The organism is Bacillus cereus (genome assembly GCF_007678085.1).
GTDB classification, from domain to species: Bacteria; Bacillota; Bacilli; order Bacillales; family Bacillaceae_G; genus Bacillus_A; species Bacillus_A cereus_BE.
On record NZ_VEDW01000002.1, the window covers coordinates 151785 to 177405 of the forward strand.

A 25621-nucleotide genomic window follows, 5' to 3' on the forward strand; every position below is an offset into this window, starting at 1 on the left:
TATGACATTCAGTAAAGAAAGGTAATGAGCGATGGATATACTTTTAGCGATTTTACCGGCTCTATTTTGGGGAAGTATTGTGCTATTTAACGTGAAACTGGGCGGAGGACCGTATAGTCAAACGCTCGGTACAACGTTTGGTGCACTTATTTTCTCGATTGTTGTTTATATTTTTATGAAGCCCGTATTAACTCCTACTGTTATCGGAGTTGGGATTGTGTCAGGTTTATTTTGGGCACTTGGTCAGGCGAATCAATTAAAAAGTATTGATTTAATGGGCGTTTCGAGAACGATGCCCATTTCAACAGGACTTCAATTAGTTGCGACGACTTTATTTGGAGTTATCGTATTTCATGAGTGGTCCACGACGATATCAGTCGTCCTTGGTGTATTAGCTCTCATTTGTATTATTATCGGTGTTATTTTAACTTCACTTCAAAGTGAAGAAGAAAAGAATGCAGAGCAAGCAGGGAATTTTAAAAGAGGCATTATCATTTTATTGATTTCAACAGTCGGTTATTTAGTTTACGTAGTAGTAATTAGACTATTTAACGTAGATGGTTGGTCAGCTTTATTGCCACAAGCAGTCGGTATGGTGTTAGGGGGCATTTTGCTTACTTTTAAACATCATCCATTTAATAAATATGCAATACGAAATATTATTCCAGGATTAATTTGGGCAGCTGGAAATATGTTTTTATTCATTTCGCAGCCGCGTGTTGGAGTGGCAACAAGTTTCTCGCTATCACAAATGGGAATTATTATTTCAACGCTTGGCGGGATTCTTATATTAGGTGAAAAGAAAACGAAACGTCAATTAACAGGCATTGTTATCGGTATCGTTTTTATTATTGCAGCCGGAATTATGTTAGGTATAGCAAAAAGTTAAAGGAGGTATGGAAATGTATAGTGATTTAGAAGGGAAAGTAGTCGTTATTACAGGATCAGCAACTGGTCTTGGAAGAGCGATGGGAGTGAGGTTTGCTAAGGAGAAAGCAAAAGTAGTGATTAACTATCGCTCACGCGAGTCAGAAGCACATGATGTATTAGAAGAAATTAAAAAAGTAGGTGGAGAAGCGATTGCTGTAAAAGGTGATGTGACGATTGAATCCGATGTTGTGAATCTCATTCAATCTGCTGTGAAAGAATTTGGTACGCTCGACGTTATGATTAATAATGCAGGGATAGAAAATGCAGTACCATCGCATGAAATGCCGCTTGAAGATTGGAATAAAGTAATCAATACAAATTTAACAGGCGCTTTTTTAGGAAGCCGTGAAGCGATTAAATATTTTGTAGAGCACGATATTAAAGGATCTGTTATTAATATGTCGAGTGTTCATGAGAAAATTCCGTGGCCACTATTTGTGCACTATGCGGCGAGTAAAGGCGGCATTAAACTGATGACGGAAACGTTAGCGCTAGAATACGCACCAAAAGGCATTCGAGTAAATAATATTGGACCAGGTGCAATAAATACGCCCATTAATGCAGAGAAGTTTGCTGATCCTAAAAAACGCGCTGACGTAGAAAGTATGATACCGATGGGTTACATCGGAAAACCGGAAGAAATTGCAGCAGTTGCAACGTGGCTCGCTTCATCGGAGGCCAGTTACGTAACTGGAATTACGTTATTTGCAGATGGCGGAATGACGTTATATCCATCGTTTCAAGCGGGGCGCGGGTAATGGAAAAGGACAAAGAGGTTTATCTCTTTGTCCTTTTTTCTGCAAAAAAAAATAGCGGCCAGCTATTTTAAATTTAATGATTAATTGTCTCTTGAAGATATTCTGTTGCTTGATGTTCAGAAACATTTTGTACGAGTGCAACCTCGCTAATCATCATTTTTCGGGCATTATCTAGCATTTGTTTTTCGCTCGCATTTAAAGCTCTCTCTTTATTACGGCGAAGTAAATCCCGAACAACTTCTGCACTATCTTGCAGATTGCCGTTTTTCATTTTTTCCATATTCATTGTATATCTTTGTTTCCAGGAAAGTGATGTGTCTGATTCCCCGTTTTGAAATTCAAGAAGTATATCATCTAACGTACCTTTATCTACGATATAACGAATACCTGATTTTTGTAATTGATCCATAGGAAGCATTACTTGCATATCTTTACTAATGATACGTATCACACAGTATTGACGTATAGTTCCTAATATTTCTTTCTCTTCAATGGCTTCGATGACTCCTGCGCCGTTCATTGGATAAACGATTTTATCACCAATTTGAAACAAATCATCCACCTCCATATGTGGTAACCATCTTTAATGATAACACAAGTTAATAAAAATGTCAAATTTTATATAATACCATAATAATTATATTTGAGTCAATAAGCAAAAGCTCTTTTTTATATATATTTTTTTGCTCTTACTTATCTATGATTTTTTTAGAAAAATAGTACAGGTGAAGAAGGAAGGCATATCCACTTATTTTTAAGCATAAAATGTAAAATCGCTAATACAATATACCTAAATCCGTTCTTTGCAAAGGAGGGAGAGAAGGTGGGGCGCACAATAAAAATTGATATTACAAATAAAGTTGTAGCTAAATTTAGACCAGATTGTTTGGAATTATATACGAGTAAATTTATGATAGGTAAGTTTTATGTCTATACTGAAGGTAAACAATATGTGTTAGAAGACGGATATATATATGAAGACGGAAAATTTTATCGCATCATAGATACGCACCGTGGCAATAATCAAGCGGCGGAGGGCTGCGATCTAGGATGGTGTTAACATGATTCGTGTGAAAGTGTTTGATGAAAGTCACGAAAAAGACTTAGAAGACGCTGTAAATGTGTTTTTGAAAAAGATTGATGATAGTAACTTTGTAGATATTAAGTATCAAGTCGGTGTTTCGATTAACGATGATGAAAACCAAATTTATTGTTTTTCAGCAATGATCGTTTATAAAACATAAAAAAGAGCTGGGTGAGCCAGCTCTTTTTTATGTTTTATGTTGGGACAACATGTGTCGGTAATACGTTCATAATAGATTGGTTTGCACTTAATTTCTTCGTCGTTAAAAGAGGCTCCCCAGTTTCATGGTTTTGGGCATCTGTACACATACCAAGGTGATAACGATCACCTAAAAATGGATCAATATAAAAACCGTTTTTGAATACTTTATCATTCGGATGTTTTTCATGATGAATGTCAGAGCAGTTAATGCAATAGAACATAGTTCTCATCCCCTTTTTATTTTTGTTTGAAAAAAGTGAGTCGGTAGTCATTTCGCTCCTAAGGAAATGTTGAGGAGAAGAGAAATAACTACCTACTCAAATGGTGGGCATATTCCTTCTGATTTTTCATATCTCGCGTAGTGTCCATGAGGGAAGGAGGAGAGACGAAATACGCATGATATACGTAAGGCACTTCTTTCAAGATGAATGATGGATTTTCATGTTGAGAGAAGTTTTTTATTTTTTGTTGCCTTTGTGAGTATATTATGAAGGAACGCTGAGAGGGTGTTTGTCCTGTTGAAAAAATGTTGAGAATTTCTCAACAGTAAAAAAGAATCAGCGTTGACATGAAACGAAAAGGTGTTATATCATCTAAATGTAACCAAAAGGTGTTATATTTGATGACCGAATAAAGGAGAATGAAAATGGAACAACAAAATACATTAACTGATATTAAACAAACAATCGTTTTCAACGCGTCTATTCAAAAAGTGTGGAATGTGGTATCAACTGCAGAAGGGATTGCGTCATGGTTTATGCCAAATGATTTTGTATTAGAGGTAGGACATGAATTTCATGTGCAATCACCATTTGGGCCATCACCATGTAAAGTGTTAGAAATCGATGAGCCAAACCACCTATCTTTCTCATGGGATACAGATGGCTGGATCGTTTCATTTAATCTGAAAGACCTAGGAGATAATAAAACAGAATTTACGTTAATTCACGGCGGCTGGAAACATCCTGATGAAATTCTTCCGAAAGCGAATGCGAAGAGCTCTATTATTCGCGACAGAATGAGCGGAGGCTGGGTAGCGATTGTACATGAAAAACTGAAAAAGGTTGTCGAAGGCTAAGTGTCCTCATCGGCAGCGAAATATGATGTATTTCAAGCAATTGCTGATCCAACCCGCCGAGAAGTAATACGGTTATTAAGTGATAAAGAGTTACCGATTTCCAAAATAACGGATCATTTTCCGATGAGTCGTACTGCGGTTGTAAAACACCTTCATATTCTTTCAGAAGCGAATTTAGTAAGCGGAAGAAAGAGCGGAAGAGAGAAGATATATCGCTTGCACCCAGAACCATTAGAGGAATTACAACAGTGGCTCTCGTACTATGAACGTTTTTGGGACAATAAATTGTCCATGCTGAAACATATTGTGGAGAATGAAGAGTAAAAGAGGATGACCGAAATGGTCATCCTCTTTATTATTGCTCACTTGTTTGTGTAGCTGGCTTTAATAAAAGCCAAGCGATAATTAAAGTTAATACAGCTAATACGAAAGTGCTCATATAAATGACGTGTACACTTGCTGCTAATGCGGATTGTGATTCAGTTGCTACATTTGCTGTAGTTCCGCCGTGTCCGCCAGATACAAGATCAAGGTTTTTAATGCCGCGTGCGTGAATCATCGTATTAAAGATTGTTCCAAAGATTGCAGCACCTAACGTTTGACTAAATGTATTAATAAATGTGTTTAAACCAACGGCTGTTCCGCGTGTATGAGCTGGTACGGCTGCTTGAATTGTTACCATATAAATTGGTGTCACAAGCCCCATTCCTAAGCCGAATAATCCGACTGCTACATAAATAAGGAACGATGGTGAATTTGTTGATAATGTAAATAATAAGAACGTAGCGACTGATAAAATGCTAGCTCCAAGTAAAATGATTTGTTTCGTTTTTAATTTGCCTACTAAGTTACCGGAGAAAATAGCGCCAAATGTCCACATAACAGGGATTGGCATTAAAATAAGTCCAGCTTCCGTTGCATTTTTTCCTAATACACCTTGGCTCCAAATTGGAAGGTACATTGTAATACTAATGATCATTGCGCCAGCAATAAGCGTTAATATGTTTATCGTAGATAATGTACGGTTAGAGAAAAGTGCTAGCGGAATTAATGGTTCCGGAGATTTTTTCTCGATGAATAAGAAAATAATGAATGAAACGACGGCAAAGATTAATAGGCCGATAATTGTAATGTCTCCCCAGTTTTGCTTACTGCTACCTGTTAATAGTGCATATAGTAGAGCAATCGTACTTAATGAGAAGACTGTTGCACCAAGATAATCGATATGGTGTTTAGCTGGTTTAATAGATTCTTTGTAGTAAATTGCAATCATTAAGCAAGCGATAATTCCGAATGGAACGTTTAAGAAGAAAATATAACGCCAAGATAGGGAATCAACTAAAAATCCACCTACTAACGGTCCGATAACACCAGATACACCCCAAACGGCACTCATCCAGCCTTGTGCTTTCGCGCGGTCTTTCGCTTCGCTATATAGGTCTCCAATAATCGTCATTGTGATCGGCATGACAGCACCAGCACCAATACCTTGAAGAGCGCGGAAGAAAATTAATTGTTCCATTGATGTAACGACTCCGCAAAGTGCAGAACCGACTAAAAAGATTGTAGCTCCGATAAGTAAGACTTTTTTACGGCCAAATAAATCAGCAAGCTTTCCGTATATTGGAGTCGAAACAGCTGTTGCAAGCATATAAATTGCATATACCCAACTAACAAGTTCGACGCCTGACAAATCACTCGTTATACGAGGGATTGCTGTACTAACAATCGTTCCTTCAACCGCAGAAAGAAACGTCATTAGCATTAAAGACATCATGACTTTTTTTCTCATATGTTTTCCCCTTACCCTTTTTCAAATATTCAACAATATAAAATATAAAGGTACTAAGGTATATAAAGCAACAAAAAAGCAATGGGAAGTTAGTTAGAGGGGATATTTGTCGCTTCTTGTCGGTAAGTCGATATATTTAAGGAATCGCCGATATCATTTCATGTGCCTATAAAAAAAGAAACAGGAAGCCCTGTTTCTTTTTTTAGTACTGCATTTTCGCGTTTTCTCCAGCTGTTGTTCCGGCAATTCTACCAGTAACAAGAGCAGATGTAATATTATAGCCGCCAGTATAACCGTGAATATCAAGAACTTCTCCGCAGAAATATACGCCGTTCGTGAATTTAGAAGACATTTCTTTCGGATTAATTTCTTTAACGGATACACCGCCGCCAGTAACGAATGCTTTTTCAATTGACTGCGTACCATTTACATTCACAGTAAATTCTTTAAAGTCTTTCACAAGTGCACGAATCTTTTCGTGAGAAACTTGTCCAGCTTGTTCACTACCGTCAATTTCATTTTTTTCTAATAAGAATAGGAAGTAACGCTCAGGTACATAACCTTTTAAAACGTTTTTAATTCCTTTTTTCGGATCTTCTTTCATTTGTTTCAGCATGCGCTGGAATAGTTGTTCACTATTTTCTTCTGGCAATGCATCGATACTCATTTGTACTGTATTCGTTTTAAACTTTTTCAGTGCTTTCACGACGAATTGACTACAGCGAAGAGCAGCAGGACCAGATAGGCCGAAATGAGTGAAGAGCATGTCCATTTTATGAGAAATGATAGCTTTTCCTTTCGGGTTTAATACGCTTAAGTTTACATCGCGTAAAGCAAGACCTTGTAAGGAGCGGTCACGAATAAATGGTTCGTTTGAAAGGATAGGTACTTCTGTTGGGAATAATTCTGTAATTGTATGCCCAGCTTTTTCAGCCCAAGCATATCCGTCACCAGTAGAGCCAGTTTGAGGAACAGATTTTCCGCCAACAGCGATAACAACGTGATTCGTTTCTAGCACTTCGCCAGTTTGTAGTACGACTGCCTTCGTTTGACCATTCTCGTATTCAATTGTTTCAACGGGTGTATTCGTACGTATTTTTACACCTAAGTCTTTTAATCGTGTTAAAAGTGCGTCTACTACTGATTGTGCTTTATTTGATACAGGGAACATACGGCCGTGGTCTTCTTCTTTCAGCTTTACACCGAGATTTTCGAAGAATGTAATAATATCTTCATTATTGAAAATAGAAAAAGCGCTGTATAAGAAGCGGCCGTTTCCTGGTATATGTTTAACGATTTCATCAAGTGGTAGACGGTTCGTTACGTTACAACGACCACCACCAGAAATCGCAAGTTTACGCCCTAGTTTATTTCCTTTATCAAGAAGTAAGACACTTGCGCCTTCTTCTGCAGCACCGATTGCAGCCATTAGCCCAGAAGGCCCGCCGCCGATGACAATAACATCATAATGCATAATATATCGACCTCATTTTCTACATTTCCTGCCTAAAAGAATAGCATGTTTTCCCTTAAAAGAAAAATAGAGTGAAGTACTGCTTAAGGAGAGAATTGTGGTACAATACAAAAGTTAGAGTTCAGCACTATCCTGCTATTTGTGGGCCATAAGACGAAAACCTTAATATGTAAGAGAAATAAAAAGGGGATTTGATAGCCCGTAAATGCTCGAATAGTTCAACTAATAAAGAGTAGGGAGTGAACACCTTCCCTGCAAATTATAGTTTCACTTTATGTAGATGTAGGAGGATTTTTGTATGTCCGATTCGAAATTTCTGCGCGGAACGCTTATTGTTACGTTAGGGACATTTTTAGTAAAGTTCTTAGGCATGATTTACGTCTTTCCGTTTCATGCATTAGTAGGTACAGAAGGCGGGACGCTCTATACATATGGATACATTCCATATACGATCTTTTTAAGTATTGCAACGGCAGGGGTGCCGCTTGCTGTTTCCAAATTTGTTTCCAAATATAATGCGCTTGGCGATTATAAAACGAGCCGGAGAATGTTCCGCTCGGGAATGGTTATGATGATAGTAACAGGAGTTCTTTCGTTCCTAGTTCTATATATGTCGGCACCATTGTTTGCAGAAGCAATGCTTGGTAAACAAAGTATACACAGTAATGTAGAAGAGGTTACGACGATTATTCGTCTTGTAAGTTTTGCACTTATTGTTGTACCAGCAGCGAGTTTAATTCGTGGTTATTTCCAAGGTCACCAATCTATGGGACCGACTACTGTTTCGCAAATTATTGAACAAATTATTCGTATCGTCTTTTTATTAGCAGGTAGTTTCATCGTTATTAAAGTACTTGGCGGTACAGTTGCAACAGCAGTTGGGGTAGCAACATTTGCTGCGTTCGTTTCAGCAGTTGGAGCGCTTGGTGTACTCATTTGGTACTGGTTAAAACGTAAAAAACATTTGGATCAATATTTAATTGAACAAACTGTACCAGAGTCGACAGTGAGTACCGTTCAATTATTTAAAGAATTATTTGCATATGCGATTCCTTACGTTGTAATTGGGTTAACAATTCCTTTATATCAACAAATTGATACATTGACATTTAACTCAATTATGCAAGCGATTGGCCAAGGTGATATCGCAGAACGAGCGCTTGGTATTTTCACAATGTGGACGCATAAATTAATTATGATTCCTGTATCGCTTGCAACAGCGTTTAGTTTAACGCTTGTACCAGCGATTACAAAATCATTTACTGAAAAACAATACCGTTATTTAAAGTTACAAATTACACAAACATTCCAGGCAAATATGTTCTTAACATTGCCAGCAGTTGTCGGTATTTCAACACTTGCATATCCAATTTATACTGCGTTTTATGACTCAGATCCATTAGGTGGACAAGTGTTAATGTGGTATGCACCGGTTGCGTTGTTATTCGCTTTATTTACAGTAACAGCAGCAATTCTGCAGGGAATCAATCAACAAAAACATGCGATTGTCGCGCTTATTATGGGTGTTATTTTGAAATTCGTATGTAACGTAATCTTTATTCGTTATTTCGGTACGGTTGGAGCAATTTTAGCAACAGCAGTCGGCTTCTTAGCTTCCGTATGGTATACGAATAGACAAATCAAAAAACATGTACACTATTCATTTGGTGTTGTATATAAGAGAACATTCCAAATTGCAGTATTAACACTTGTAATGGTCGTTGCTGTAAAGTTATCACAATGGATTCTGTCCTTCATGATTTCGTCTGATGGCCGAATTGGTGCTCTTATTACAGTTGTGATTTGTGCAGGTATTGGTGGGCTTGTGTACGGATTGTTAGCAATTCGCACGGGAGTACTGGAAAGAGTATTTGGCGGAGAAGCGTTAGAGAAAATCCAACGTAAACTTGGCAATAGATTCAAAATAAAGTTGAAATCAAAAGGGGCGTAATTACGTCCCCTTTTCTATGATAAACAAAGAAGGTGAAAAACGTGAGATTAGATAAATTATTAGCGAATATGGGATATGGAAGTAGAAAAGAAGTAAAGAAATTGTTGAAAGACGGCGTTGTGAAAATTGATGGAACGCCAGTGAAAGATGCAAAGGTTCATGTAAATGTAGAAGAGCAAGAAGTTATGATTCACGGTGAAGTTGTGGAATATAAAGAGTTTGTTTACTTAATGATGCATAAACCACAAGGCGTTATTTCAGCGACAGAAGATGATAATCATGAAACAGTAATAGATTTATTAGAGTTAGAAGATGCAATCTTTGATCCGTTCCCAGTTGGAAGACTTGATATTGATACGGAAGGTTTCTTATTGATAACAAATGACGGGAAGTTATCACATCAATTGTTATCTCCGAAAAAGCATGTGCCGAAAAAATATTATGCACACGTTGCAGGAGTCGTAACAGAAGAGGATGTAAAAGAGTTTGCTAAAGGTGTTATTTTAGATGATGGCTATGAAACAAAGCCAGGTGCACTTACAATATTAAAAAGCGATGAGATTTCTGAAATTGAGCTTGTTATTACAGAAGGAAAGTTCCATCAAGTAAAGCGTATGTTTGAAGCGGTAGGGAAAAAAGTAGTCTACCTAAAGAGAACAGAGATGGGACCATTAGTATTAGATGCAGAGTTAGAACTTGGAGAATACCGAGAGCTATCAGATGAAGAAGTAGAAATGTTAAAAACATATCAAGTAGATACTGAGAAATAGTGCTGTTTTTCGGCGCAGAAAAGACCCCTTTCTAATGAGTTAGAAAGGGGTATGTATTTATTTACATACAATTATTTTTTCATTATGAGGTCATTCTCACTTTCTTTCCTGTTGTTGTCCACTTACCGCGGCAAGGGCTATACACGAGTTCATTAAACTGCAACACATTTAGATCACGTTGTATCGTTCGCGGTGTGATCCCGAACTCATCTACAAGGTCTTTCGTCGTTACCGTTCCGTTTTCATTGATGTACATATAAATTGATTTAATGCGTGTTAGCATACGAGTAGTTGTAGGTTTCAAGAGAAAACCACTCCTCTACTAGTTTTTTTGACCCCATTCAGGAAAGAAGGTCGTTACTACCATTGTACTCTACATGATAAAATTCATGCTTTAATCTACTTAAATTTTACAAAAGTTTAACAAATATTCATATAGAAAAATATTGGTAGTTGACATTGTATATATGGTCAGTCAACTAACTCATAAAATTCTACGTAAAACGCCAAATTCCTGCAAAATTTTTTGGGAAAATAAAAGAAAAACTAATGAGAAATATCTGAAATATTACAATTGTTCGGTATTTGGTTTTCGTATATAGCATAAGAGATTTCGGTTTGTTATGATGAAAGAAACAATATAGTGAAGGATGGATGCGTGATGTCAGCAATTAATTGGACAGAAGAAGTTGCAAAACGAAAAGATGATTTAATTCGTGATACACAACAATTTTTACAAATTAAAAGTGTATGGGAAGAAGAATCGGCGAAAGAGGGCGCACCATTCGGTGAAGGTGTAGAAAAAGCTTTATCTTTCATGTTACATAAAGGGGAAACTGAAGGTTTTACTTCTAAAAATTTAGAAGGATATGCAGGTCATCTTGAAATGGGACAAGGAAAAGATTTAGTAGGTATTCTTTGTCATGTTGACGTTGTACCAGAAGGAGACGGCTGGACGACTCCTGCATATAGTGCAGATATTCGTAATGGAAAGATTTTTGCACGTGGTGCAATTGACGATAAAGGCCCAACGATGGCAGCTTATTATGCGATGAAAATTGTGAAAGAATTAGGTTTACCTCTTTCAAAACGCGTTCGTATGATTCTAGGAACAGATGAGGAAAGCAATTGGAAATGTGTAGATCACTACTTTAAAAACGAAGAAATGCCAACAATCGGTTTTGCGCCAGACGCAGATTTTCCAATTATTAATGCAGAAAAAGGAATTTCTGATATACAAGTTGTGCAAAGTGGTAGTGAAGAGAAGAAAGGTACATATGAACTTGTTTCATTTGAATCAGGTCGCCGTTTAAATATGGTTCCTGATTTTGCAGAAGCAATTATTATAGGAGAAGATGTAAATGCACTTACAGTAGCATATGAAGAGTATTTACAAACTGCTAAAAAAATAGGTGAAGCCATTGTAGAAGGTAATACGGTGACGTTGCAAATTAAAGGGGTTTCAGCTCATGGATCTACTCCAGAGAAGGGTGAGAATGCAGGTTTATTACTGGCAAACTTCTTAACGAAAGTCGCTCTTGATGGAAAAGGAGCTTCGTTTGCAACATTTGCAACAGAAACATTTACTGGTGATATTTATGGTGAAAAGGCTACTATCGCTTATAAAGATGAAGTTAGCGGTCCGTTAACAGTGAATGTTGGTCGTCTTTCTTATACGAAAGAAAATGGTGGTAATTTAGGATTAAATGTACGTTATCCAGTTACGACTAACTTTGAAGAGATGATTACGAAGTTAAAAGAATACGTTGGTACTCATGGATTTGAAGTAGCGGACTATTCGAACTCTCGCCCGCATCATGTTGATAAAGACCACGTGTTAATTCGCACGTTGCAGCGCGTATATGAAGAACAAACAGGTGAAAAAGCAGAACTATTAGCAATCGGCGGCGGTACTTACGCTCGTTCATTGAAAGCGGGTGTTGCATTTGGCCCGTTATTCCCTGGAAAAGAAGAACTTGCGCATCAAAAGGATGAATATATTGAAATTGAAGACTTATTAAAAGCGACAGCAATTTACGCGCAAGCAATTCATGAATTAGCGAAGTAATAGATATATAAATAATAAGAGGCCGTCCCGATACATATTTTGGGACGGTTTTCTGTTACGTATCGTTTATTGTTAAGCCAATATAATTTCATTTATTAACACGACCTGAACTTGGTTAGACTTGTAGGGAAGTTTGATTCTTTTTACCTGAATGAGAAAAGAAAGAAAAGCAACAATAGAAAGAAGGAGAAGATGTACATGGAGCCGCATTATTTCGTCGCGATTACGTTACCAAATCATATAAAAGAAGTGCTGTCTAACTATAAAGAGGAAATGCAGGGAGAATTACCATTTCGTTCATGGGTACATAAAGAAGACTATCATATTACCCTTTCATTTTTAGGAAGTGCGACAGAGGAACAAGTAGATGGAATACAGAATGGATTACAAACACTTACGGAAATGAAAGAACTATCGTTCACATTAAAAGGATTTTCAACATTCGGTATGGAAGATAGGCCGCGTATTTTTTGGTCGAAGGTAAGTGAGAATCACGATTTGTTCCAGTTACAAAAGCAAGTACACGCTATTTGTGAAGGGAATGGATTTTCTTTAGAAACACGCCCGTATCATCCGCATATTACTGTTGCTCGTAAATGGGTAGGAGAAGAGAAGTTTGATTTAGAACATATAAAGGAAGTGCCGGAAATATCATTTCAAGCGGATACAATTACTTTATACGAATCTCACGTGAAGGAGACACCGAAGTATAAAGCGATTGCTGAAATAAAATTACAAAAATAGAATGTATGAAAACGTTTTTTATACAGGTGAATATACTATAGAGAATAATGTGTTACTGTATAGAGCTTTGCTGATAAGAAAAGCCTTATCATTTGCAGCTCGTTTCATTTAACTTTAAGAATGATGGTGATTTTTTTATGTTGAAAGTAAAACGTCCATTTGATGCCTATTTAGATGAAATGAATAAAATTACAATTTTGCTCCCACATGCGTATGGAACAAGTCGGACATTTCGTTTGCAAGAAGGAAGTAACGTGACAGATTTACCGATTTCTCATACGATTGCGCTTCCGGATGCAACGAAGTATGAGTGCTTTATAGAAGAGCCGCTAGATGTGGGGAAGTATTATACAGTACGAGATGAACGGAATGAAGAAACAGATTTACAAATAGGTGCTGTCATAAGAACAGCGATTTTCGATGAAAAGTATTATTACGAAGGTACAGATTTAGGGGCTGTGTATCAAAAAGAGGAAACGACATTTAAAGTATGGGCTCCAACTGCGAGGCTTGCGAAAGTAAGAGTATATAAAAGTGATAAAGAATATACCGATTATGAAATGTATAGAGGAGAAAATGGAGTTTGGACTCATACATTACAAGGCGATTTAGCCGGAGCAAAGTATACATTTCTTGTTTGTATTAATTTAATATGGAATGAAGCTGTGGATCCTTATGCAAAGTCAGTGACTGTAAATGGGAAGTACGGCGTTGTTATCGATTTAGAAAAGACAAATGTAATAAAGCGAGAGCAATTACCACCATTACAGGCAATGACAGATGCCATATTGTATGAACTGCATATTCGTGATGCTACTATTCATCAGGGCAGTGGAGTGAGTAAAAAAGGAACATATAAGGGGCTAATGGAAGAAGGAACAACAGGGCGAAACGGGACGTTAACAGGCTTGTCTCATATAAAGGATTTGGGTGTTACACATGTTGAATTATTGCCATTGTATTGTTTCGGTGGTGTAGATGAGGCGAATCCTTCCTCTGCATATAATTGGGGTTACAATCCATTATATTACAATGCACCGACGGGATATTATGCTACAAACGCATCTGATCCGTATAACAGGATAGTAGAGTGCAAACAATTGATTGAAACATTTCATGAGCACGGCATAAGGGTAATTATAGATGTTGTATATAATCATGTGTATGAAAGAGAGCTATCATCATTTGAAAAGCTTGTCCCAGGATATTATTTTCGTCATGGTGAAGATGGTATGCCTTCTAATGGGACGGGAGTCGGGAATGATATAGCATCTGAACGGAAAATGATGCGGAAATTTATTGTAGAGTCTATTTTATATTGGCTTACTGAATACAATGTTGATGGATTCCGGTTCGATTTAATGGGAATTTTAGATGTTGATACAATGAATATAATAGAAAAAGAAGTGCGGAACATAAAGCGAGATGCATTGTTATTAGGAGAAGGGTGGGATCTACAAACACCACTTCCAGCTGAAGAAAAAGCAACGCTAAATAATGCGAAGAAAATGCCGCATATTGCGCAATTTAATGATCAATTTCGTGATGGGATAAAAGGGAGTACCTTTCATATAAATAAGCGCGGTTTTGCATTCGGTGGGTATGTAGATTGTAATCATTTGCAATATATAGCATCAGGAAGCCTGTTGAGTATGAAAGAAACAGGTCTGTTTTTAGAGCCTGTGCAAAGTATTAACTATGTAGAATGCCATGACAATATGACGATGTGGGATAAACTAATGCGCAGTAATGAAGAGCCAGAAGAGATTTTGAAAAAACGGCACCTTCTAGCGAGCGCGATGGTGATTCTTTCGCAAGGCATTCCCTTCTTACATGCTGGGCAAGAGTTTTATCGTACGAAGCAAGGAAATGAAAATAGTTATAATGCAAATGATGAAATTAATCAATTAGATTGGGATCAAAAAGAGAAAGAGATAGAGACCGTTAACTATATAAAAGGTTTAATTGCAATTCGCAAAGAGCACGGAGCATTCCGATTACAAAACGCAGACCTTATAAAAAAGCACATGACTTTTTTGCAAACCTCTCCAGAAGTACTTGCATATCAACTAGAACATGCAGAATCGTTTGGACCGTGGAAAGAGATTGTAGTTTTATTTAATAGCGGTTTAGAAGCTACAACAGTGCAACTCCCAAAAGAAGAAACGTGGTATGTGTTAGTAAACGAAAAGCAAGCGAAAATAGAGCCAATTTCTTCATTTAGAGGAAAGGAACTTAGGCTCGCTCCAATTAGCATGTATATATTGACGATAATGTGACAAATCGCTACTTGACGATGAGAATGTAATAAATGTAGAATTGACAAAGGTGACGATTTTGATAAGTTGTCATTCTATGACTGGTTTTGTAAAATAAAATAGAGAGTTTTTGGCTTATGCCAAGTTTTCTTTTCATTTACAGTAAAATATATGAATCCACAACATGTGTAGAAATGTTGCGGTTTTTCTTTTCATAACTATAAAAGATAAGGATTTGTTAACGGGTAATGAATATGGAATGGTTGGAACAATTATTAGGAAAAGAGTGGAGTCTTGTACCGGCTGGTGGAGTAACGGGCGATGCATATATTGCGCAAAACGGACAACAGAAGTTATTTTTAAAGCGGAATACATCGCCCTTTTTAGCGGTATTGTCAGCAGAAGGAATTGTTCCAAAATTACTTTGGACAAGAAGGGTAACGAACGGTGATGTAATTTCTGCTCAAAAATGGCTTCCGGGACAGAAGCTAGAGCCAGAGGATATGAAACTAGAACGTGTTGCAAAACTTTTGAAGAAAATACACTCCTCTAAAGCGCTTGTACAGATGATTCAAAGACTTGGGAAGCAGCCGCTTCACGCACAAGAGTTATTACAACAACTGCAACTTGTTTTAAGAGGAGATATAAGGGATGATGAAACAATTCAGCAAGGCCTTCAATATTTAATGAATTCATTAAAAGATATTGAATACAATGAATTCGTTGTATGCCATTGTGATGTAAACCATAACAACTGGCTATTGTCGGATGAAGATGAGCTGTTTTTAATTGATTGGGATGGAGCTGTAATTGCTGACCCAGCTCTAGACCTCGGTATGTTATTATATTGGTACATTCCGCGCCACGAATGGAGCGAGTGGCTCGAATATTATGATATTGAAATGGATGAATCGCTGCTTAGGCGTATGAGATGGTATGTAATAGCACAAACGATTTTGTCTATTCAATGGCACACAACAAAAAAGCAGCAAGCAGAAGCTGAATATTGGCATCAATATTTACAGCAACTACTTGCTTCAGAGTAATACTTAAGAAAAATTGTCCATTCCAGCAATCCACTGAGTAAGTTGTTCTTGATTATTGGAAATGTGGTTGTCCAAATTAGAGGAAGATTTACCCGATTGACTATAAGAATATACATCGTTTAGCATTGCTTTAGCGTCACTACTTACATTATCGTTTGCGAGTAACGATTGAATGAGGCGCTCTAATTGCTCGCATTCAGAAACTGTCCCGCAACAATCACTTTGGTGATTGACTAAAATATCTTTCAGCACTTCTAATTGATGTTGTTGATTAATTGGCATGAACGGATCATCCTTTCGATGGTTTTTCTCTTCCTAGAAATGTAAGAGAAAAAGCTGTTTCGTCATGGAATGTTTAATGCTGTATGTAGTTTTTATCAAAATGGTACATCTTATACTTGAAAGAAACGGACCGAGTGCTCGTACGTACTTGGTTTTTTGTTTGGTAGATTGACTAAAACAGAAAGAAGGAATTATTCCTTTAAAATAGCTATGTAAAGAGAGGGAGACATCTATGCGTTTAAGACATAAACCATATGCAATGGATCGAATTAATGAGTATTCACATATCGTAATTGGAAACCCAGAGGAGCGCGCTGGTAACTGGAAAGAAGTATTTGGAAATGAACAACCAATTCATATTGAAGTAGGTACAGGTCGTGGCCGCTTTATGTATGATATGGCAAAAGCGAATCCACATATTAATTATATTGGAATTGAAAAATTCACAAGTGTTGTTGTAGATGCACTTGATAAATTAATTGAAGAAGAATTACCGAATTTAAAGTTAATTAATAAAGATGCTGAAGATTTAACAGTTTTCTTTGCAAAAGGTGAGATTGATCGCGTTTATTTAAACTTCTCAGATCCATGGCCAAAGAAACGTCATACGAAGCGTCGTTTAACGTATAAAACGTTTTTACGCAATTATGAAGAAGTGTTAGTAGAAGGCGGAGAAATTCATTTCAAAACAGATAACCAAGGTTTATTTGAATATTCTCTTATGAGTATGGCTGAGTATGGCATGTTATTAACTTACCTTAGCCTAGACCTTCATAATAGTGATTATGAAGGAAACATTATGACAGAATACGAAGAGAAATTCTCTAGTAAAGGTCATCGTATTTACCGAGTAGAAGCGAAATATCGTACAGAGCCTATGCAGTAATGCATAGGTTTTTTTACGTCTAAAATAATCAGAATTTTATGTTAAAATAAATTTAAAAGGGGGATGTGTAATGGAACAGTTACAAATTGGAGAGATAAAAGTGACGTGGCTAAAAGGTGGGAACACACATTTAGACGGGGGAGCGATGTTTGGCGTTGTACCGAAAGTACTTTGGTCACGTAAATACAAACATAATGATACAAATCATATTTATTTACGAACAGATCCGTTACTTTTGCAAACGAAAGACGGTAATATGCTGATTGATTCCGGAATAGGAAACGGGAAATTGAATGAGAAGATGAAGAGAAATCAAGGTGTAACAGAAGAATCATCGGTTTATGGATCATTAGAAAAACTAGGATTAAAGCCTGAAGATATCCACTATATTTTAATGACGCACCTTCATTTTGATCATGCATCTGGTTTAACAAAATGGGAAGGTGATCACCTTGTACCGGCGTTTCCGAATGCGAAAATTTACGTAAGTGAAACAGAATGGAATGAAATGAGGACCCCAAATATCAGGTCGCGTAATACATATTGGAAGGAGAATTGGGAGCCGATTGTAGATCAAGTTGTTACATTCCAGCAAGAAATAGAAATTACAGATGAAATTAAAATGGCGCATACAGGCGGTCATAGTAATGGACATGCAGTTATTGCTTTGGAAAGCCAAGGTGAAACGATGCTTCATTTAGCGGACCTATTGCCGACGCATGCCCATCAAAATGTATTGTGGGTAATGGCATACGATGATTACCCGATGACATCAATTGAAAATAAGCAAAAGTGGATGAAGTACGGCGCTGAAAAAGATGCGTGGTTTACGTTTTATCATGACGCGTATTACCGTGCAGTAAAGTGGGATGAAGAAGGGCATATTGTAGAAAAGATAGAGCGGAAAACGAGTATAGAAGCATAAAAATGGGAGGGGGTTCCAGCAGTTTGTTGGGGCAGCCTCCTTTTCTGTTGTCGGTTTTTATCGGTAAGTCGATATATTTCAATAATCGCCGATATAATTTCAATTACTATCCGCAATTAAAAAATAAGAGGTTCACCTAATGGGAACCCTCCTTTTTATGCTGCTATAACCTCTAAAACAGTACCTGTTTTAGCATCAACTAAAAATTCAAATCGTTCTTGTATATCATCTAACATCGTTGTAAGACCACCGCGATAAACTTCGTATGCGACATCATATTTTTCAAATGTCTCTGGAACCATATGTACCCAAGAGCCAGTAATTTCACCTTTATGACTTAATGCTTGTTTCACCATTTTCAATGCTTTTTCTGAAGAAATATGGGATTGTTCTTGGACTTTGTTTGCAACAAGATAACCAGCTGCGAATCCAACGCCAAGACCTGCTACTAAACCTTTCCAGCTCATATATTCACCTCAATTCTATAAAATAAAAATAGTGTACCGATAATAATTATAAATCAAATACAGCTAAAAAAGAAGAAACTAGAAACATTTCGAAAATTTCGTTACAATAAAAGAGGTATTCTACTAAGGTTTGAAAGAAGGGGACTTCGTGAATAAAGAGACATTACAATTATTTCGTACGTTAACAGAATTACAAGGTGCATCAGGTTTCGAACATGATGTACGCCGTTTTATGAAGCAAGAATTAAGCAAATATGCGGATGAAATTGTACAAGACGGTTTAGGTAGCGTATTTGGTCTGAAAAAAGGGGACGAAACTGGCCCACGTGTTCTTGTAGCAGGTCATATGGATGAAGTAGGTTTCATGGTTACGCAAATTACGAAAAACGGAATGCTTCGTTTTCAAACGTTAGGCGGCTGGTGGAGCCAAGTACTATTAGCGCAACGTGTACAAGTTATGACGAAGAATGGTCCTGTAGTTGGGGTTGTTGGTTCTATTCCTCCTCATTTATTGAGTGACGCGCAACGTGCAAAACCGATGGATATAAAAAATATGTTAATTGATATAGGTGCAGATAGCTATGAAGATGCGATTGAAATTGGTGTAAAACCAGGACAACAAATCGTGCCAATCTGCCCGTTTACGCCGATGGCAAACGAAAAGAAAATTATGGCGAAAGCTTGGGACAACCGTTACGGATGTGGACTTGCAATCGAATTACTAAAAGAATTAAAAGACGAAACATTACCAAACACATTATACTCTGGTGCGACTGTACAAGAAGAGGTAGGTCTTCGCGGTGCACAAACTGCTGCAAATATGATTCAACCAGACATTTTCTATGCGCTTGATGCAAGTCCAGCAAACGATGCATCTGGTGACAAAACGCAGTTCGGTCAATTAGGAAAAGGTGCTCTTCTTCGTATTTACGACCGTACGATGGTAACACATAGAGGAATGCGCGAATTCATTTTAGATACAGCAGAAACACACAACATTCCGTACCAATACTTTATTTCGCAAGGTGGTACAGATGCGGGCCGTGTACATACAAGTAACTCAGGTATCCCATCAGCAGTAATTGGCGTTTGCGCGCGCTACATTCATACACATGCTTCTATTTTACATGTTGATGACTATGCGGCAGCAAAAGAGTTAATTACGAAGCTTGTACGAACAACGGATAAAACGACGTTAGAAACAATTAAGAATAACGCGTAAGGAGGAAGGGCGAAAAACCCTTCTTTTTTTAGGTTGAATAGATGACTCATCCATATGTGGAAGCGGTTAGTGCCTAATTGATTCTCGCGTGAGGTATTAAAATCCGGGTTAGGAAGTGAGAGGAAGGCTGCATTTTAAGTTCGAATACAGCAATGGTGAGGGAATCCGTCTTCTTTTTTAGGTAGAAGAGATGAACTAGCGGTGTGTGGTGGCGGTGCTCCCATGTATAAAGAATAACTTGATTAAAGTAAGATGATGAATTTTTTTAGAGGTGGACGAAATGAAAGTAGTAGTTGGATCGAAGAATAAAACGAAAGTTGGTGCTGTGGAGAAGGTTTGGAAAGATGCTACAATTACATCTCTTTCTGTTCCTTCAGGAGTAGCAAACCAGCCGTTTTCAGATGAAGAGACGATGCAGGGAGCGGTTAATAGAGCGAAGCGAGCGCTGCAAGAAGGAGAAGCTCAAATTGGTATTGGGCTAGAGGGCGGCGTAATGAGAACGGAGCACGGTTTATTTATGTGTAACTGGGGCGCGCTAGCAACAAGTGACGGTAAAACATTCGTTGCAGGCGGGGCGCGTATTAAGTTACCAGACGATTTTTTAGCACCTCTTGAAGATGGAAAAGAGTTAAGTGAAGTGATGGAAGAGTTTGTGCAGAGAAAAGATATTCGTAGTCATGAAGGTGCAATCGGTATTTTTACAGATGATTATGTCGACCGTACGGAATTATTTGTACATGTTGTTAAGTTACTTGTTGGGCAGTATAAGTATGACGAAAAGCAAGCATAAACCTTGCACCGTGCGCGATGTATGGTAGTATAAAAGAAAGATTATAACATGAAAAAATGCACTCGTTAGAGGAGGAAATATAGATGAAATCATTAGAAAGCATGGAGCAATTCCAACAATTGAAAAATGAAGAGAATGTAGTCTTTATGTTCTCAGCAGAATGGTGCCCAGACTGCCGTTTTGTAGATCCATTTATGCCAGAAGTAGAAGAAAAATATAGTGACTTCTCATTTTACTATGTAGATCGTGATGAATTTATTGATCTATGCATAAAATTAGACGTATTTGGCATTCCGAGCTTTGTAGCGTACAATAAAGGTGAAGAAACAGGTCGCTATGTAAACAAAGATCGTAAAACACAAGAGCAAATCGAAGAGTTTATTGAAGGTTTAAAATAAGGCAATTTGCCAATTGAATTGTAAAACAACCTCTACCTTCGCGGGGGAGGTTATTTTTTTGGAAGGGAGGAAAACGAGATGAAGATGACAAGTAAAAAGATGAAAGATGAGTTAATGAAGAAATTATCTCACCCAGAATGGGACTTTCAGTATGATAGTGAGAAAGAAGTTCTACGTATAGAACAGAAAGACTCGAAAAAAGGTATTAACGTATCGCTTCCAGGAGTTGTGGCAAAATGGGAAGTGAATAAAGAAAAAGCAATTGAAGAGGTTGCCTATTACGTACAAGAAGCGTTAATTGCGATGCATAAAGAAGAAAATAGTACGGCGAAAATTTTACCTGTTATTCGCTCTACTTCTTTCCCGAAACAAGCAGAAGAAGGAAATCCGTTTATTATGACGGATCATACGGCGGAAACACGTATTTACTACGCGCTAGATTCGAATAAAACATATCGACTCATTGATGAGCGTCTATTACAGAAATTAGAACTGACAGAGCAGCAAGTGCGTGAAATGGCATTATTCAACGCTCGCTCATTAGGTTATGAATTTAAACAAGACACAGTAGCAGGGAATACATTCTACTTCTTAAACACAAATGATGGGTATGATGCGACTCGTATTTTAAACGAATCGTTACTACAATCGATGCGTGAAAAGATTTCTGGTGACATGGTTGTTGCTGTTCCTCACCAAGATGTATTAATTATTGCTGATATCGTCAACGAAATCGGTTATGATATTATTGCACAAATGACAATGAAATTTTTTGCCGAAGGGCATGTTCCGATTACATCACTTTCATTCGTATATGAAGATGGGGACTTTGAACCAATCTTTATTTTAGCGAAGAATCGGAAGAAGACAGATGGAAAAGAGAAAGGATGAACGAAGTGAACGTTTTTTACAACCTTGAAGGAATTGGTGACACTCTAATTGTTGCCTTACAAGATATTACTTTAGAGAACCGTACTTTTGATCGCAAAGGAGATGTTGCACGCGTATACGATCGTGAAAGCAATGTGACGGCAGGGTTCAACATCTTTAATGCATCTTCTTACTTAGAAGTAAAAGAAACAGGTAACCTAACATTAACGAAAGAACTTGTAGAACAAATCAACGGAATTTTAGCGAAGAACGGCTTTGAAGAAACAGTAGAAGCAGATCTTTCTCCGAAATTTGTTGTAGGCTATGTAGCTGAAAAAGAGAAGCATCCAAATGCTGATAAGTTAAACATTTGTAAAGTAGAAATCGGTACAGAAACATTACAAATCGTATGTGGCGCACCGAACGTTGATGCAGGACAAAAAGTTGTCGTTGCAAAAATCGGCGCTGTAATGCCAAGCGGTATGTTAATTAAACCAGCTGAACTTCGCGGAGTTCCTTCTTCTGGAATGATTTGCTCAGCACGTGAATTAGAGCTTCCAGATGCTCCACAAGAAAAAGGTATTCTTGTATTAGAAGATAGCTTTGAAGTTGGACAAGAGTTCAAATTTTAATTGATGTAAGAAAAGAGAGGTTGTCCTTTTGGACAACCTCTCTTTTCTATTGAATCGTTGATATATTGTGAGTTGTGATAGATATATGTAGAAAATCGTTCATATTCATAAGGATGTCACCTTTTTTCTTAAAATCTATATTGTGTTTTATAAACAAAATAGTTAAAATTTAGAAAAAACAGAAGGGGATAGCCGTATGAAACAACAACTAAAAATCGCAGAACTTCTGAAACGAATTGGAACTTCAAAACAGCAAGATATCGAATTAGGTTCTTATGAAATATATTTGTTTAGTGAAAATGAATTAGAAAAAGGACAAATCGGTTATCGATATGATAAACATAAAAATTCATTAATAAGTGAAGAAAGTGGAAAATGGAAAGAGGAATGGATTGTTATCGGATATGAAACAGATATGGGGGATCCGGTTTTTGTAAATGTATTTGATGATGCTTATCTAGTTTATACAGCAGAGCGTGGTACAGAAGCGTGGCAACCCGTTCATATTGGAAATATGGATGAGATTATAAAACAATTATAAGAAAAACTTTGAGACCAGTGCAAAGTGGTGGGAGAAAAACATGAAGTATATAAAAATAATGAGCATGATTGTATTCATTGGAATATATATGGGAGGTTGTTCACTAGAAGAGCCGAAAAAAGAAGTAACATCTTCTATGCAGGAAACAAACAAAGATAACAAAGAAGACGCACCGGTAGAAAAGCACCAAGAAGAACAAGAAAAGAAAGAAGAAACGCAAGTAGTTCAAACGAATGAGCAAGTGGAGCATAAGCAGGAGGAAGTGCGGGCCGAGGAAAAGAAAGAGGAAGCTACGCCAGTGCAGCCAACTGAGCAACCGCTGCAAAATAATGAACAAAAAGTAGAGAGTAATGAAAAACAAGGAAAGTTTCTCGTTGTGATTGATCCAGGACATCAACAAAAAGCGAATTTAAATTTAGAGCCGATTGGACCAGGAGCAACGACGCAAAAATATAAAGTGACAGATGGTACAACTGGTGTTGTGACGAAAAAAAGAGAGGCTGTTCTCGTATTAGAAATGGCTTTTCTATTAAAAGAAAAGTTAGAAGCAAAGGGAATACAAGTATTAATGACGAGAACGTCACAAGATGTGGATATAAGTAATAAAGAACGGGCGACATTTGCGAATGACCATAAGGCGAATTTATTTTTACGTCTTCATGCAGATGGTTCTGAAAGTCCGAATCAAAGTGGATTTGCTGTATTAACACCGGCAGAAGGAAGTCCGTATACGAAAGAGATTTATGCTGAAAGTCTTCAAATCTCTCAAACGATTGTAAATAAGATGAAAGAGAATCAGCAAGTGAAAGTGAATGGAATTAAATTCAGGGATGATCTTTCTGGATTTAATTGGGCCAAAGTACCTGGCGTACTATTAGAACTTGGGTTTATGTCAAACCCTGAAGAGGATAAAAAATTATCTGACCCACAGTATGTAAATTCTTTATTACGAAGTGTAACGGATAGTGTAGATGAATACTGGAAGAGTAAAGCTTAAACGCAGTCTTACATGTAAGGGTGCGTTTTTCCATATGAAAACACTCGTGAATTAGAATATTATGGATAAATATGACATGCTTAATTTTACCTGCACTTTTTGCCGAATGCTGATACAATAAAGGATGTTACTATTTAGTAGAAAGAGTGGTAAGCATGTTAGATTGGATGAAAAAGCTGTTTAACAAAGAGGAAGAACAAACAGCGATGAATAAAGAAGTACCGAAGCAAGTTGAAAGTCAGCCGAAAATTCCTCGTGTAAACCACTACACTGAAGCAAGAGAAGCACAAATGGCAAGTAGGAATGCAGGTAAGTGCCGTTTTCCATTAGTACCGGATAATGGGTTCGATGAAGAGGATGTTATAGAAACAGGGCATTTTGAAGAACAACCTGTTCAAGTTGTAACATATGAAAATCAGCCTACTCAAAGAGGAATCAAAGTGGAAAGAAGTAGACGACAGTATGTGGAGAAAGCAGTTTCTACATATGAAGAGCCGGAAATGCAATATGAACCGGAGCGAGAGCCTGTCGTAAAGAAAGCATCTGTACCTACGCAAGAAAGTAACCGTAGACCATTTCGTCCAACAGAAATGATTTCGCCAATTTACGGATATAATCGTCCTTCAGTAGAGAAAAAAGTTGTACAACAGGAGGAAGAAAAGGAAAGAGAAGACCTTGAAATATCTGTAGAGGGCAAACCAGTCGTTGATGCATGGTTAGAGAAAAAAGGATATACATTATCTGATTTTTCACAAGGACAAGCAACGAATTCTTCCAGTCATGAAGGTGTTGATCAGCGAGATCAACAAAATAAAAAGGAAGAAAAGTCAGTTGTCGATCAATGGCTAGAGAAAAACGGTTATGAAATTGAACGCCAAGAGCCTATAGTAGAAGAAAAAGAAGTGGTTCAAGAAATTAGTGCACCGCAGGAAGTTCCAGCAGCTGAATTACTTCATCAAACAATTGCTGAGCGTATGGAAGATGTGAAGCAAGAAAAAGATGTAGTGGCCCGAAACATTCTACAAGCAGAATTAGTAGATTCTAAAGTAGAGCACGAGGATACAATATTATCAGAAGAAACTAAACGTAATACAGAAATAGAACAACCTACTATTGAAGTAGAAAAGCAAGCTCCAGAAGAATCAGTGATTGTCAAAGCAGAAGAAAAGCTTGAAGAAACAATCATTGTGGAAATACCAGAAGAATTTGAAGAGGTAGAAGTAATTACAGAAACAGAAGAGCCAGAAGAAGCGGAAGTAATTGCGGAAACAGAAGAGCTAGAAGAAGTGGAAGTAATTACAGAAACAGAAGAGCCAGAAGAAGCGGAAGTAATTACAGAAACAGAAGAGCCAGAAGAAGTGGAAGTAATTGCAGAAGCAGAAGAGCCAGAAGAAGCGGAAGTAATTACAGAAACAGAAGAGCCAGAAGAAGTGGAAGTAATTGCAGAAGCAGAAGAG

General features: G+C 37.4%; 28 protein-coding genes and 1 pseudogene. 22 read left to right on the top strand and 7 right to left on the bottom strand.

The window, feature by feature from the left end; translation table 11 throughout:
- Nucleotides 1-31: 31 nt before the first annotated feature.
- Entirely contained in the window at nt 32-889 is an 858-nt protein-coding gene (gene glcU, locus FS742_RS09870; protein WP_144612200.1) for a glucose uptake protein GlcU, read from the top strand.
- 13 nt (nt 890-902) lie between these two features.
- Nucleotides 903-1688: a glucose 1-dehydrogenase gene (locus FS742_RS09875; RefSeq protein WP_144612201.1), complete on the top strand. Its 786-nt coding sequence runs from the start codon at nt 903-905 to the stop codon at nt 1686-1688.
- 73 nt (nt 1689-1761) lie between these two features.
- Here FS742_RS09875 and FS742_RS09880 read toward each other — a convergent pair whose 3' ends face one another.
- Complete coding sequence (locus FS742_RS09880; RefSeq protein WP_186327165.1) at nt 1762-2256, bottom strand: CarD family transcriptional regulator; 495 nt, start codon at nt 2254-2256, stop codon at nt 1762-1764.
- A gap of 255 nt (nt 2257-2511) precedes the next feature.
- On the opposite strand from FS742_RS09880, the gene FS742_RS09885 reads away from it, so the two are divergent.
- Both FS742_RS09885 and FS742_RS09890 read left to right on the top strand, forming a co-directional pair.
- Entirely contained in the window at nt 2512-2748 is a 237-nt protein-coding gene (locus tag FS742_RS09885; protein ID WP_000533797.1) for a DUF2553 family protein, read from the top strand.
- A 1-nt stretch (nt 2749) separates the two neighbouring features.
- Nucleotides 2750-2932, top strand: coding sequence for a sporulation protein Cse60 (locus tag FS742_RS09890; RefSeq protein ID WP_000621752.1), 183 nt, complete (start codon nt 2750-2752; stop codon nt 2930-2932).
- Between the two features lie 34 nt (nt 2933-2966).
- On the opposite strand, the gene FS742_RS09895 is transcribed toward FS742_RS09890, so the two are convergent.
- Nucleotides 2967-3194 carry a DUF3973 domain-containing protein gene (locus FS742_RS09895; RefSeq protein ID WP_144612203.1) on the bottom strand — a complete coding sequence of 76 codons (228 nt, stop codon included), beginning with the start codon at nt 3192-3194 and terminating at the stop codon, nt 2967-2969.
- 425 nt (nt 3195-3619) lie between these two features.
- Between FS742_RS09895 and FS742_RS09905 the strand changes: the two genes are divergently transcribed.
- Entirely contained in the window at nt 3620-4051 is a 432-nt protein-coding gene (locus FS742_RS09905) for an SRPBCC family protein (RefSeq protein ID WP_144612204.1), read from the top strand.
- A complete protein-coding gene (locus tag FS742_RS09910) occupies nt 4052-4375 on the top strand; it encodes an ArsR/SmtB family transcription factor (protein WP_000098837.1) in 324 nt (107 codons plus the stop codon).
- 31 nt (nt 4376-4406) lie between these two features.
- On the opposite strand, the gene FS742_RS09915 is transcribed toward FS742_RS09910, so the two are convergent.
- Together FS742_RS09915 and FS742_RS09920 are read right to left on the bottom strand one after the other, a co-directional pair.
- Entirely contained in the window at nt 4407-5843 is a 1437-nt protein-coding gene (locus FS742_RS09915; RefSeq protein ID WP_144612205.1) for an MDR family MFS transporter, read from the bottom strand.
- Nucleotides 5844-6045: 202 nt separating this feature from the next.
- Nucleotides 6046-7317, bottom strand: coding sequence for a BaiN/RdsA family NAD(P)/FAD-dependent oxidoreductase (locus FS742_RS09920; protein ID WP_144612206.1), 1272 nt, complete (start codon nt 7315-7317; stop codon nt 6046-6048).
- A 298-nt stretch (nt 7318-7615) separates the two neighbouring features.
- Here FS742_RS09920 and FS742_RS09925 point away from each other — a divergent pair, with 298 nt between their 5' ends.
- Nucleotides 7616-9268 (top strand): putative polysaccharide biosynthesis protein, encoded by a 1653-nt coding sequence (locus tag FS742_RS09925; RefSeq protein WP_144612207.1) that lies wholly within the window; start codon nt 7616-7618, stop codon nt 9266-9268.
- Nucleotides 9269-9309: 41 nt separating this feature from the next.
- Entirely contained in the window at nt 9310-10038 is a 729-nt protein-coding gene (locus tag FS742_RS09930) for a pseudouridine synthase (RefSeq protein WP_071722484.1), read from the top strand.
- Nucleotides 10039-10120: 82 nt separating this feature from the next.
- Here FS742_RS09930 and FS742_RS09935 read toward each other — a convergent pair whose 3' ends face one another.
- A complete protein-coding gene (locus FS742_RS09935; RefSeq protein WP_000805512.1) occupies nt 10121-10342 on the bottom strand; it encodes a DeoR family transcriptional regulator in 222 nt (73 codons plus the stop codon).
- Between the two features lie 357 nt (nt 10343-10699).
- Here FS742_RS09935 and pepV point away from each other — a divergent pair, with 357 nt between their 5' ends.
- The 4 genes from pepV to FS742_RS09955 all read left to right on the top strand — a co-directional run bounded on the left by pepV (nt 10700) and on the right by FS742_RS09955 (nt 16154).
- Nucleotides 10700-12106 carry a dipeptidase PepV gene (gene pepV, locus FS742_RS09940; protein ID WP_144612208.1) on the top strand — a complete coding sequence of 469 codons (1407 nt, stop codon included), beginning with the start codon at nt 10700-10702 and terminating at the stop codon, nt 12104-12106.
- 198 nt (nt 12107-12304) lie between these two features.
- Entirely contained in the window at nt 12305-12850 is a 546-nt protein-coding gene (gene thpR / locus FS742_RS09945) for an RNA 2',3'-cyclic phosphodiesterase (protein ID WP_144612209.1), read from the top strand.
- Nucleotides 12851-12987: 137 nt separating this feature from the next.
- A complete protein-coding gene (pulA, locus tag FS742_RS09950; protein WP_144612210.1) occupies nt 12988-15129 on the top strand; it encodes a type I pullulanase in 2142 nt (713 codons plus the stop codon).
- 227 nt (nt 15130-15356) lie between these two features.
- Entirely contained in the window at nt 15357-16154 is a 798-nt protein-coding gene (locus FS742_RS09955) for a phosphotransferase family protein (RefSeq protein WP_144612211.1), read from the top strand.
- A 3-nt stretch (nt 16155-16157) separates the two neighbouring features.
- Here the strand turns inward: FS742_RS09955 and FS742_RS09960 are convergent, their stop codons facing one another.
- Nucleotides 16158-16436: a YtzH-like family protein gene (locus FS742_RS09960; protein ID WP_016118745.1), complete on the bottom strand. Its 279-nt coding sequence runs from the start codon at nt 16434-16436 to the stop codon at nt 16158-16160.
- A gap of 232 nt (nt 16437-16668) precedes the next feature.
- Here FS742_RS09960 and trmB point away from each other — a divergent pair, with 232 nt between their 5' ends.
- Together trmB and FS742_RS09970 are read left to right on the top strand one after the other, a co-directional pair.
- A complete protein-coding gene (gene trmB, locus FS742_RS09965; protein ID WP_001239381.1) occupies nt 16669-17322 on the top strand; it encodes a tRNA (guanosine(46)-N7)-methyltransferase TrmB in 654 nt (217 codons plus the stop codon).
- Nucleotides 17323-17392: 70 nt separating this feature from the next.
- Nucleotides 17393-18247: a YtnP family quorum-quenching lactonase gene (locus FS742_RS09970; RefSeq protein ID WP_144612212.1), complete on the top strand. Its 855-nt coding sequence runs from the start codon at nt 17393-17395 to the stop codon at nt 18245-18247.
- A gap of 155 nt (nt 18248-18402) precedes the next feature.
- Here FS742_RS09970 and FS742_RS09975 read toward each other — a convergent pair whose 3' ends face one another.
- Nucleotides 18403-18714, bottom strand: coding sequence for a PepSY domain-containing protein (locus FS742_RS09975; RefSeq protein ID WP_000118541.1), 312 nt, complete (start codon nt 18712-18714; stop codon nt 18403-18405).
- Between the two features lie 148 nt (nt 18715-18862).
- On the opposite strand from FS742_RS09975, the gene FS742_RS09980 reads away from it, so the two are divergent.
- The 8 genes and pseudogenes from FS742_RS09980 to FS742_RS27535 all read left to right on the top strand — a co-directional run.
- On the top strand, nt 18863-19936 hold the full coding sequence (locus tag FS742_RS09980; protein ID WP_098669422.1) for a M42 family metallopeptidase: 1074 nt from the start codon (nt 18863-18865) through the stop codon (nt 19934-19936).
- 280 nt (nt 19937-20216) lie between these two features.
- Nucleotides 20217-20726 (top strand): DUF84 family protein, encoded by a 510-nt coding sequence (locus tag FS742_RS09985; protein ID WP_144612213.1) that lies wholly within the window; start codon nt 20217-20219, stop codon nt 20724-20726.
- A gap of 83 nt (nt 20727-20809) precedes the next feature.
- Nucleotides 20810-21124, top strand: a complete 315-nt coding sequence (locus FS742_RS09990; protein ID WP_046958699.1) for a thioredoxin family protein — start codon at nt 20810-20812, stop codon at nt 21122-21124.
- A 78-nt stretch (nt 21125-21202) separates the two neighbouring features.
- A complete protein-coding gene (locus tag FS742_RS09995) occupies nt 21203-22015 on the top strand; it encodes a DUF1444 domain-containing protein (RefSeq protein ID WP_144612214.1) in 813 nt (270 codons plus the stop codon).
- Nucleotides 22012-22626: a YtpR family tRNA-binding protein gene (gene ytpR / locus FS742_RS10000; protein WP_144612215.1), complete on the top strand. Its 615-nt coding sequence runs from the start codon at nt 22012-22014 to the stop codon at nt 22624-22626. Before FS742_RS09995 ends, ytpR begins: the two co-directional genes overlap by 4 nt.
- Nucleotides 22627-22822: 196 nt before the next feature.
- Nucleotides 22823-23167, top strand: a complete 345-nt coding sequence (locus tag FS742_RS10005; RefSeq protein WP_144612216.1) for a thiamine transporter — start codon at nt 22823-22825, stop codon at nt 23165-23167.
- A gap of 40 nt (nt 23168-23207) precedes the next feature.
- Entirely contained in the window at nt 23208-24164 is a 957-nt protein-coding gene (locus FS742_RS10010; RefSeq protein ID WP_144612217.1) for an N-acetylmuramoyl-L-alanine amidase, read from the top strand.
- Nucleotides 24165-24319: 155 nt separating this feature from the next.
- Nucleotides 24320-25621: pseudogene (locus tag FS742_RS27535) on the top strand (DNA translocase FtsK); the annotation flags it as partial.

What these genes read in the sequence shown, in the direction of transcription:
- glcU (WP_144612200.1), top strand. Translation starts at nt 32, where the DNA reads ATGGATATACTTTTAGCGATTTTACCGGCTCTATTTTGGGGAAGTATT.
- FS742_RS09875 (WP_144612201.1), top strand. Translation starts at nt 903, where the DNA reads ATGTATAGTGATTTAGAAGGGAAAGTAGTCGTTATTACAGGATCAGCA.
- FS742_RS09880 (WP_186327165.1), bottom strand. Translation starts at nt 2,256, where the DNA reads ATGGAGGTGGATGATTTGTTTCAAATTGGTGATAAAATCGTTTATCCA.
- FS742_RS09890 (WP_000621752.1), top strand. Translation starts at nt 2,750, where the DNA reads ATGATTCGTGTGAAAGTGTTTGATGAAAGTCACGAAAAAGACTTAGAA.
- FS742_RS09895 (WP_144612203.1), bottom strand. Translation starts at nt 3,194, where the DNA reads ATGTTCTATTGCATTAACTGCTCTGACATTCATCATGAAAAACATCCG.
- FS742_RS09905 (WP_144612204.1), top strand. Translation starts at nt 3,620, where the DNA reads ATGGAACAACAAAATACATTAACTGATATTAAACAAACAATCGTTTTC.
- FS742_RS09915 (WP_144612205.1), bottom strand. Translation starts at nt 5,843, where the DNA reads ATGAGAAAAAAAGTCATGATGTCTTTAATGCTAATGACGTTTCTTTCT.
- FS742_RS09920 (WP_144612206.1), bottom strand. Translation starts at nt 7,317, where the DNA reads ATGCATTATGATGTTATTGTCATCGGCGGCGGGCCTTCTGGGCTAATG.
- FS742_RS09925 (WP_144612207.1), top strand. Translation starts at nt 7,616, where the DNA reads ATGTCCGATTCGAAATTTCTGCGCGGAACGCTTATTGTTACGTTAGGG.
- pepV (WP_144612208.1), top strand. Translation starts at nt 10,700, where the DNA reads ATGTCAGCAATTAATTGGACAGAAGAAGTTGCAAAACGAAAAGATGAT.
- thpR (WP_144612209.1), top strand. Translation starts at nt 12,305, where the DNA reads ATGGAGCCGCATTATTTCGTCGCGATTACGTTACCAAATCATATAAAA.
- pulA (WP_144612210.1), top strand. Translation starts at nt 12,988, where the DNA reads ATGTTGAAAGTAAAACGTCCATTTGATGCCTATTTAGATGAAATGAAT.
- FS742_RS09955 (WP_144612211.1), top strand. Translation starts at nt 15,357, where the DNA reads ATGAATATGGAATGGTTGGAACAATTATTAGGAAAAGAGTGGAGTCTT.
- FS742_RS09960 (WP_016118745.1), bottom strand. Translation starts at nt 16,436, where the DNA reads ATGCCAATTAATCAACAACATCAATTAGAAGTGCTGAAAGATATTTTA.
- trmB (WP_001239381.1), top strand. Translation starts at nt 16,669, where the DNA reads ATGCGTTTAAGACATAAACCATATGCAATGGATCGAATTAATGAGTAT.
- FS742_RS09970 (WP_144612212.1), top strand. Translation starts at nt 17,393, where the DNA reads ATGGAACAGTTACAAATTGGAGAGATAAAAGTGACGTGGCTAAAAGGT.
- FS742_RS09975 (WP_000118541.1), bottom strand. Translation starts at nt 18,714, where the DNA reads ATGAGCTGGAAAGGTTTAGTAGCAGGTCTTGGCGTTGGATTCGCAGCT.
- FS742_RS09985 (WP_144612213.1), top strand. Translation starts at nt 20,217, where the DNA reads ATGAAAGTAGTAGTTGGATCGAAGAATAAAACGAAAGTTGGTGCTGTG.
- FS742_RS09990 (WP_046958699.1), top strand. Translation starts at nt 20,810, where the DNA reads ATGAAATCATTAGAAAGCATGGAGCAATTCCAACAATTGAAAAATGAA.
- FS742_RS09995 (WP_144612214.1), top strand. Translation starts at nt 21,203, where the DNA reads ATGAAGATGACAAGTAAAAAGATGAAAGATGAGTTAATGAAGAAATTA.
- ytpR (WP_144612215.1), top strand. Translation starts at nt 22,012, where the DNA reads ATGAACGAAGTGAACGTTTTTTACAACCTTGAAGGAATTGGTGACACT.
- FS742_RS10005 (WP_144612216.1), top strand. Translation starts at nt 22,823, where the DNA reads ATGAAACAACAACTAAAAATCGCAGAACTTCTGAAACGAATTGGAACT.
- FS742_RS10010 (WP_144612217.1), top strand. Translation starts at nt 23,208, where the DNA reads ATGAAGTATATAAAAATAATGAGCATGATTGTATTCATTGGAATATAT.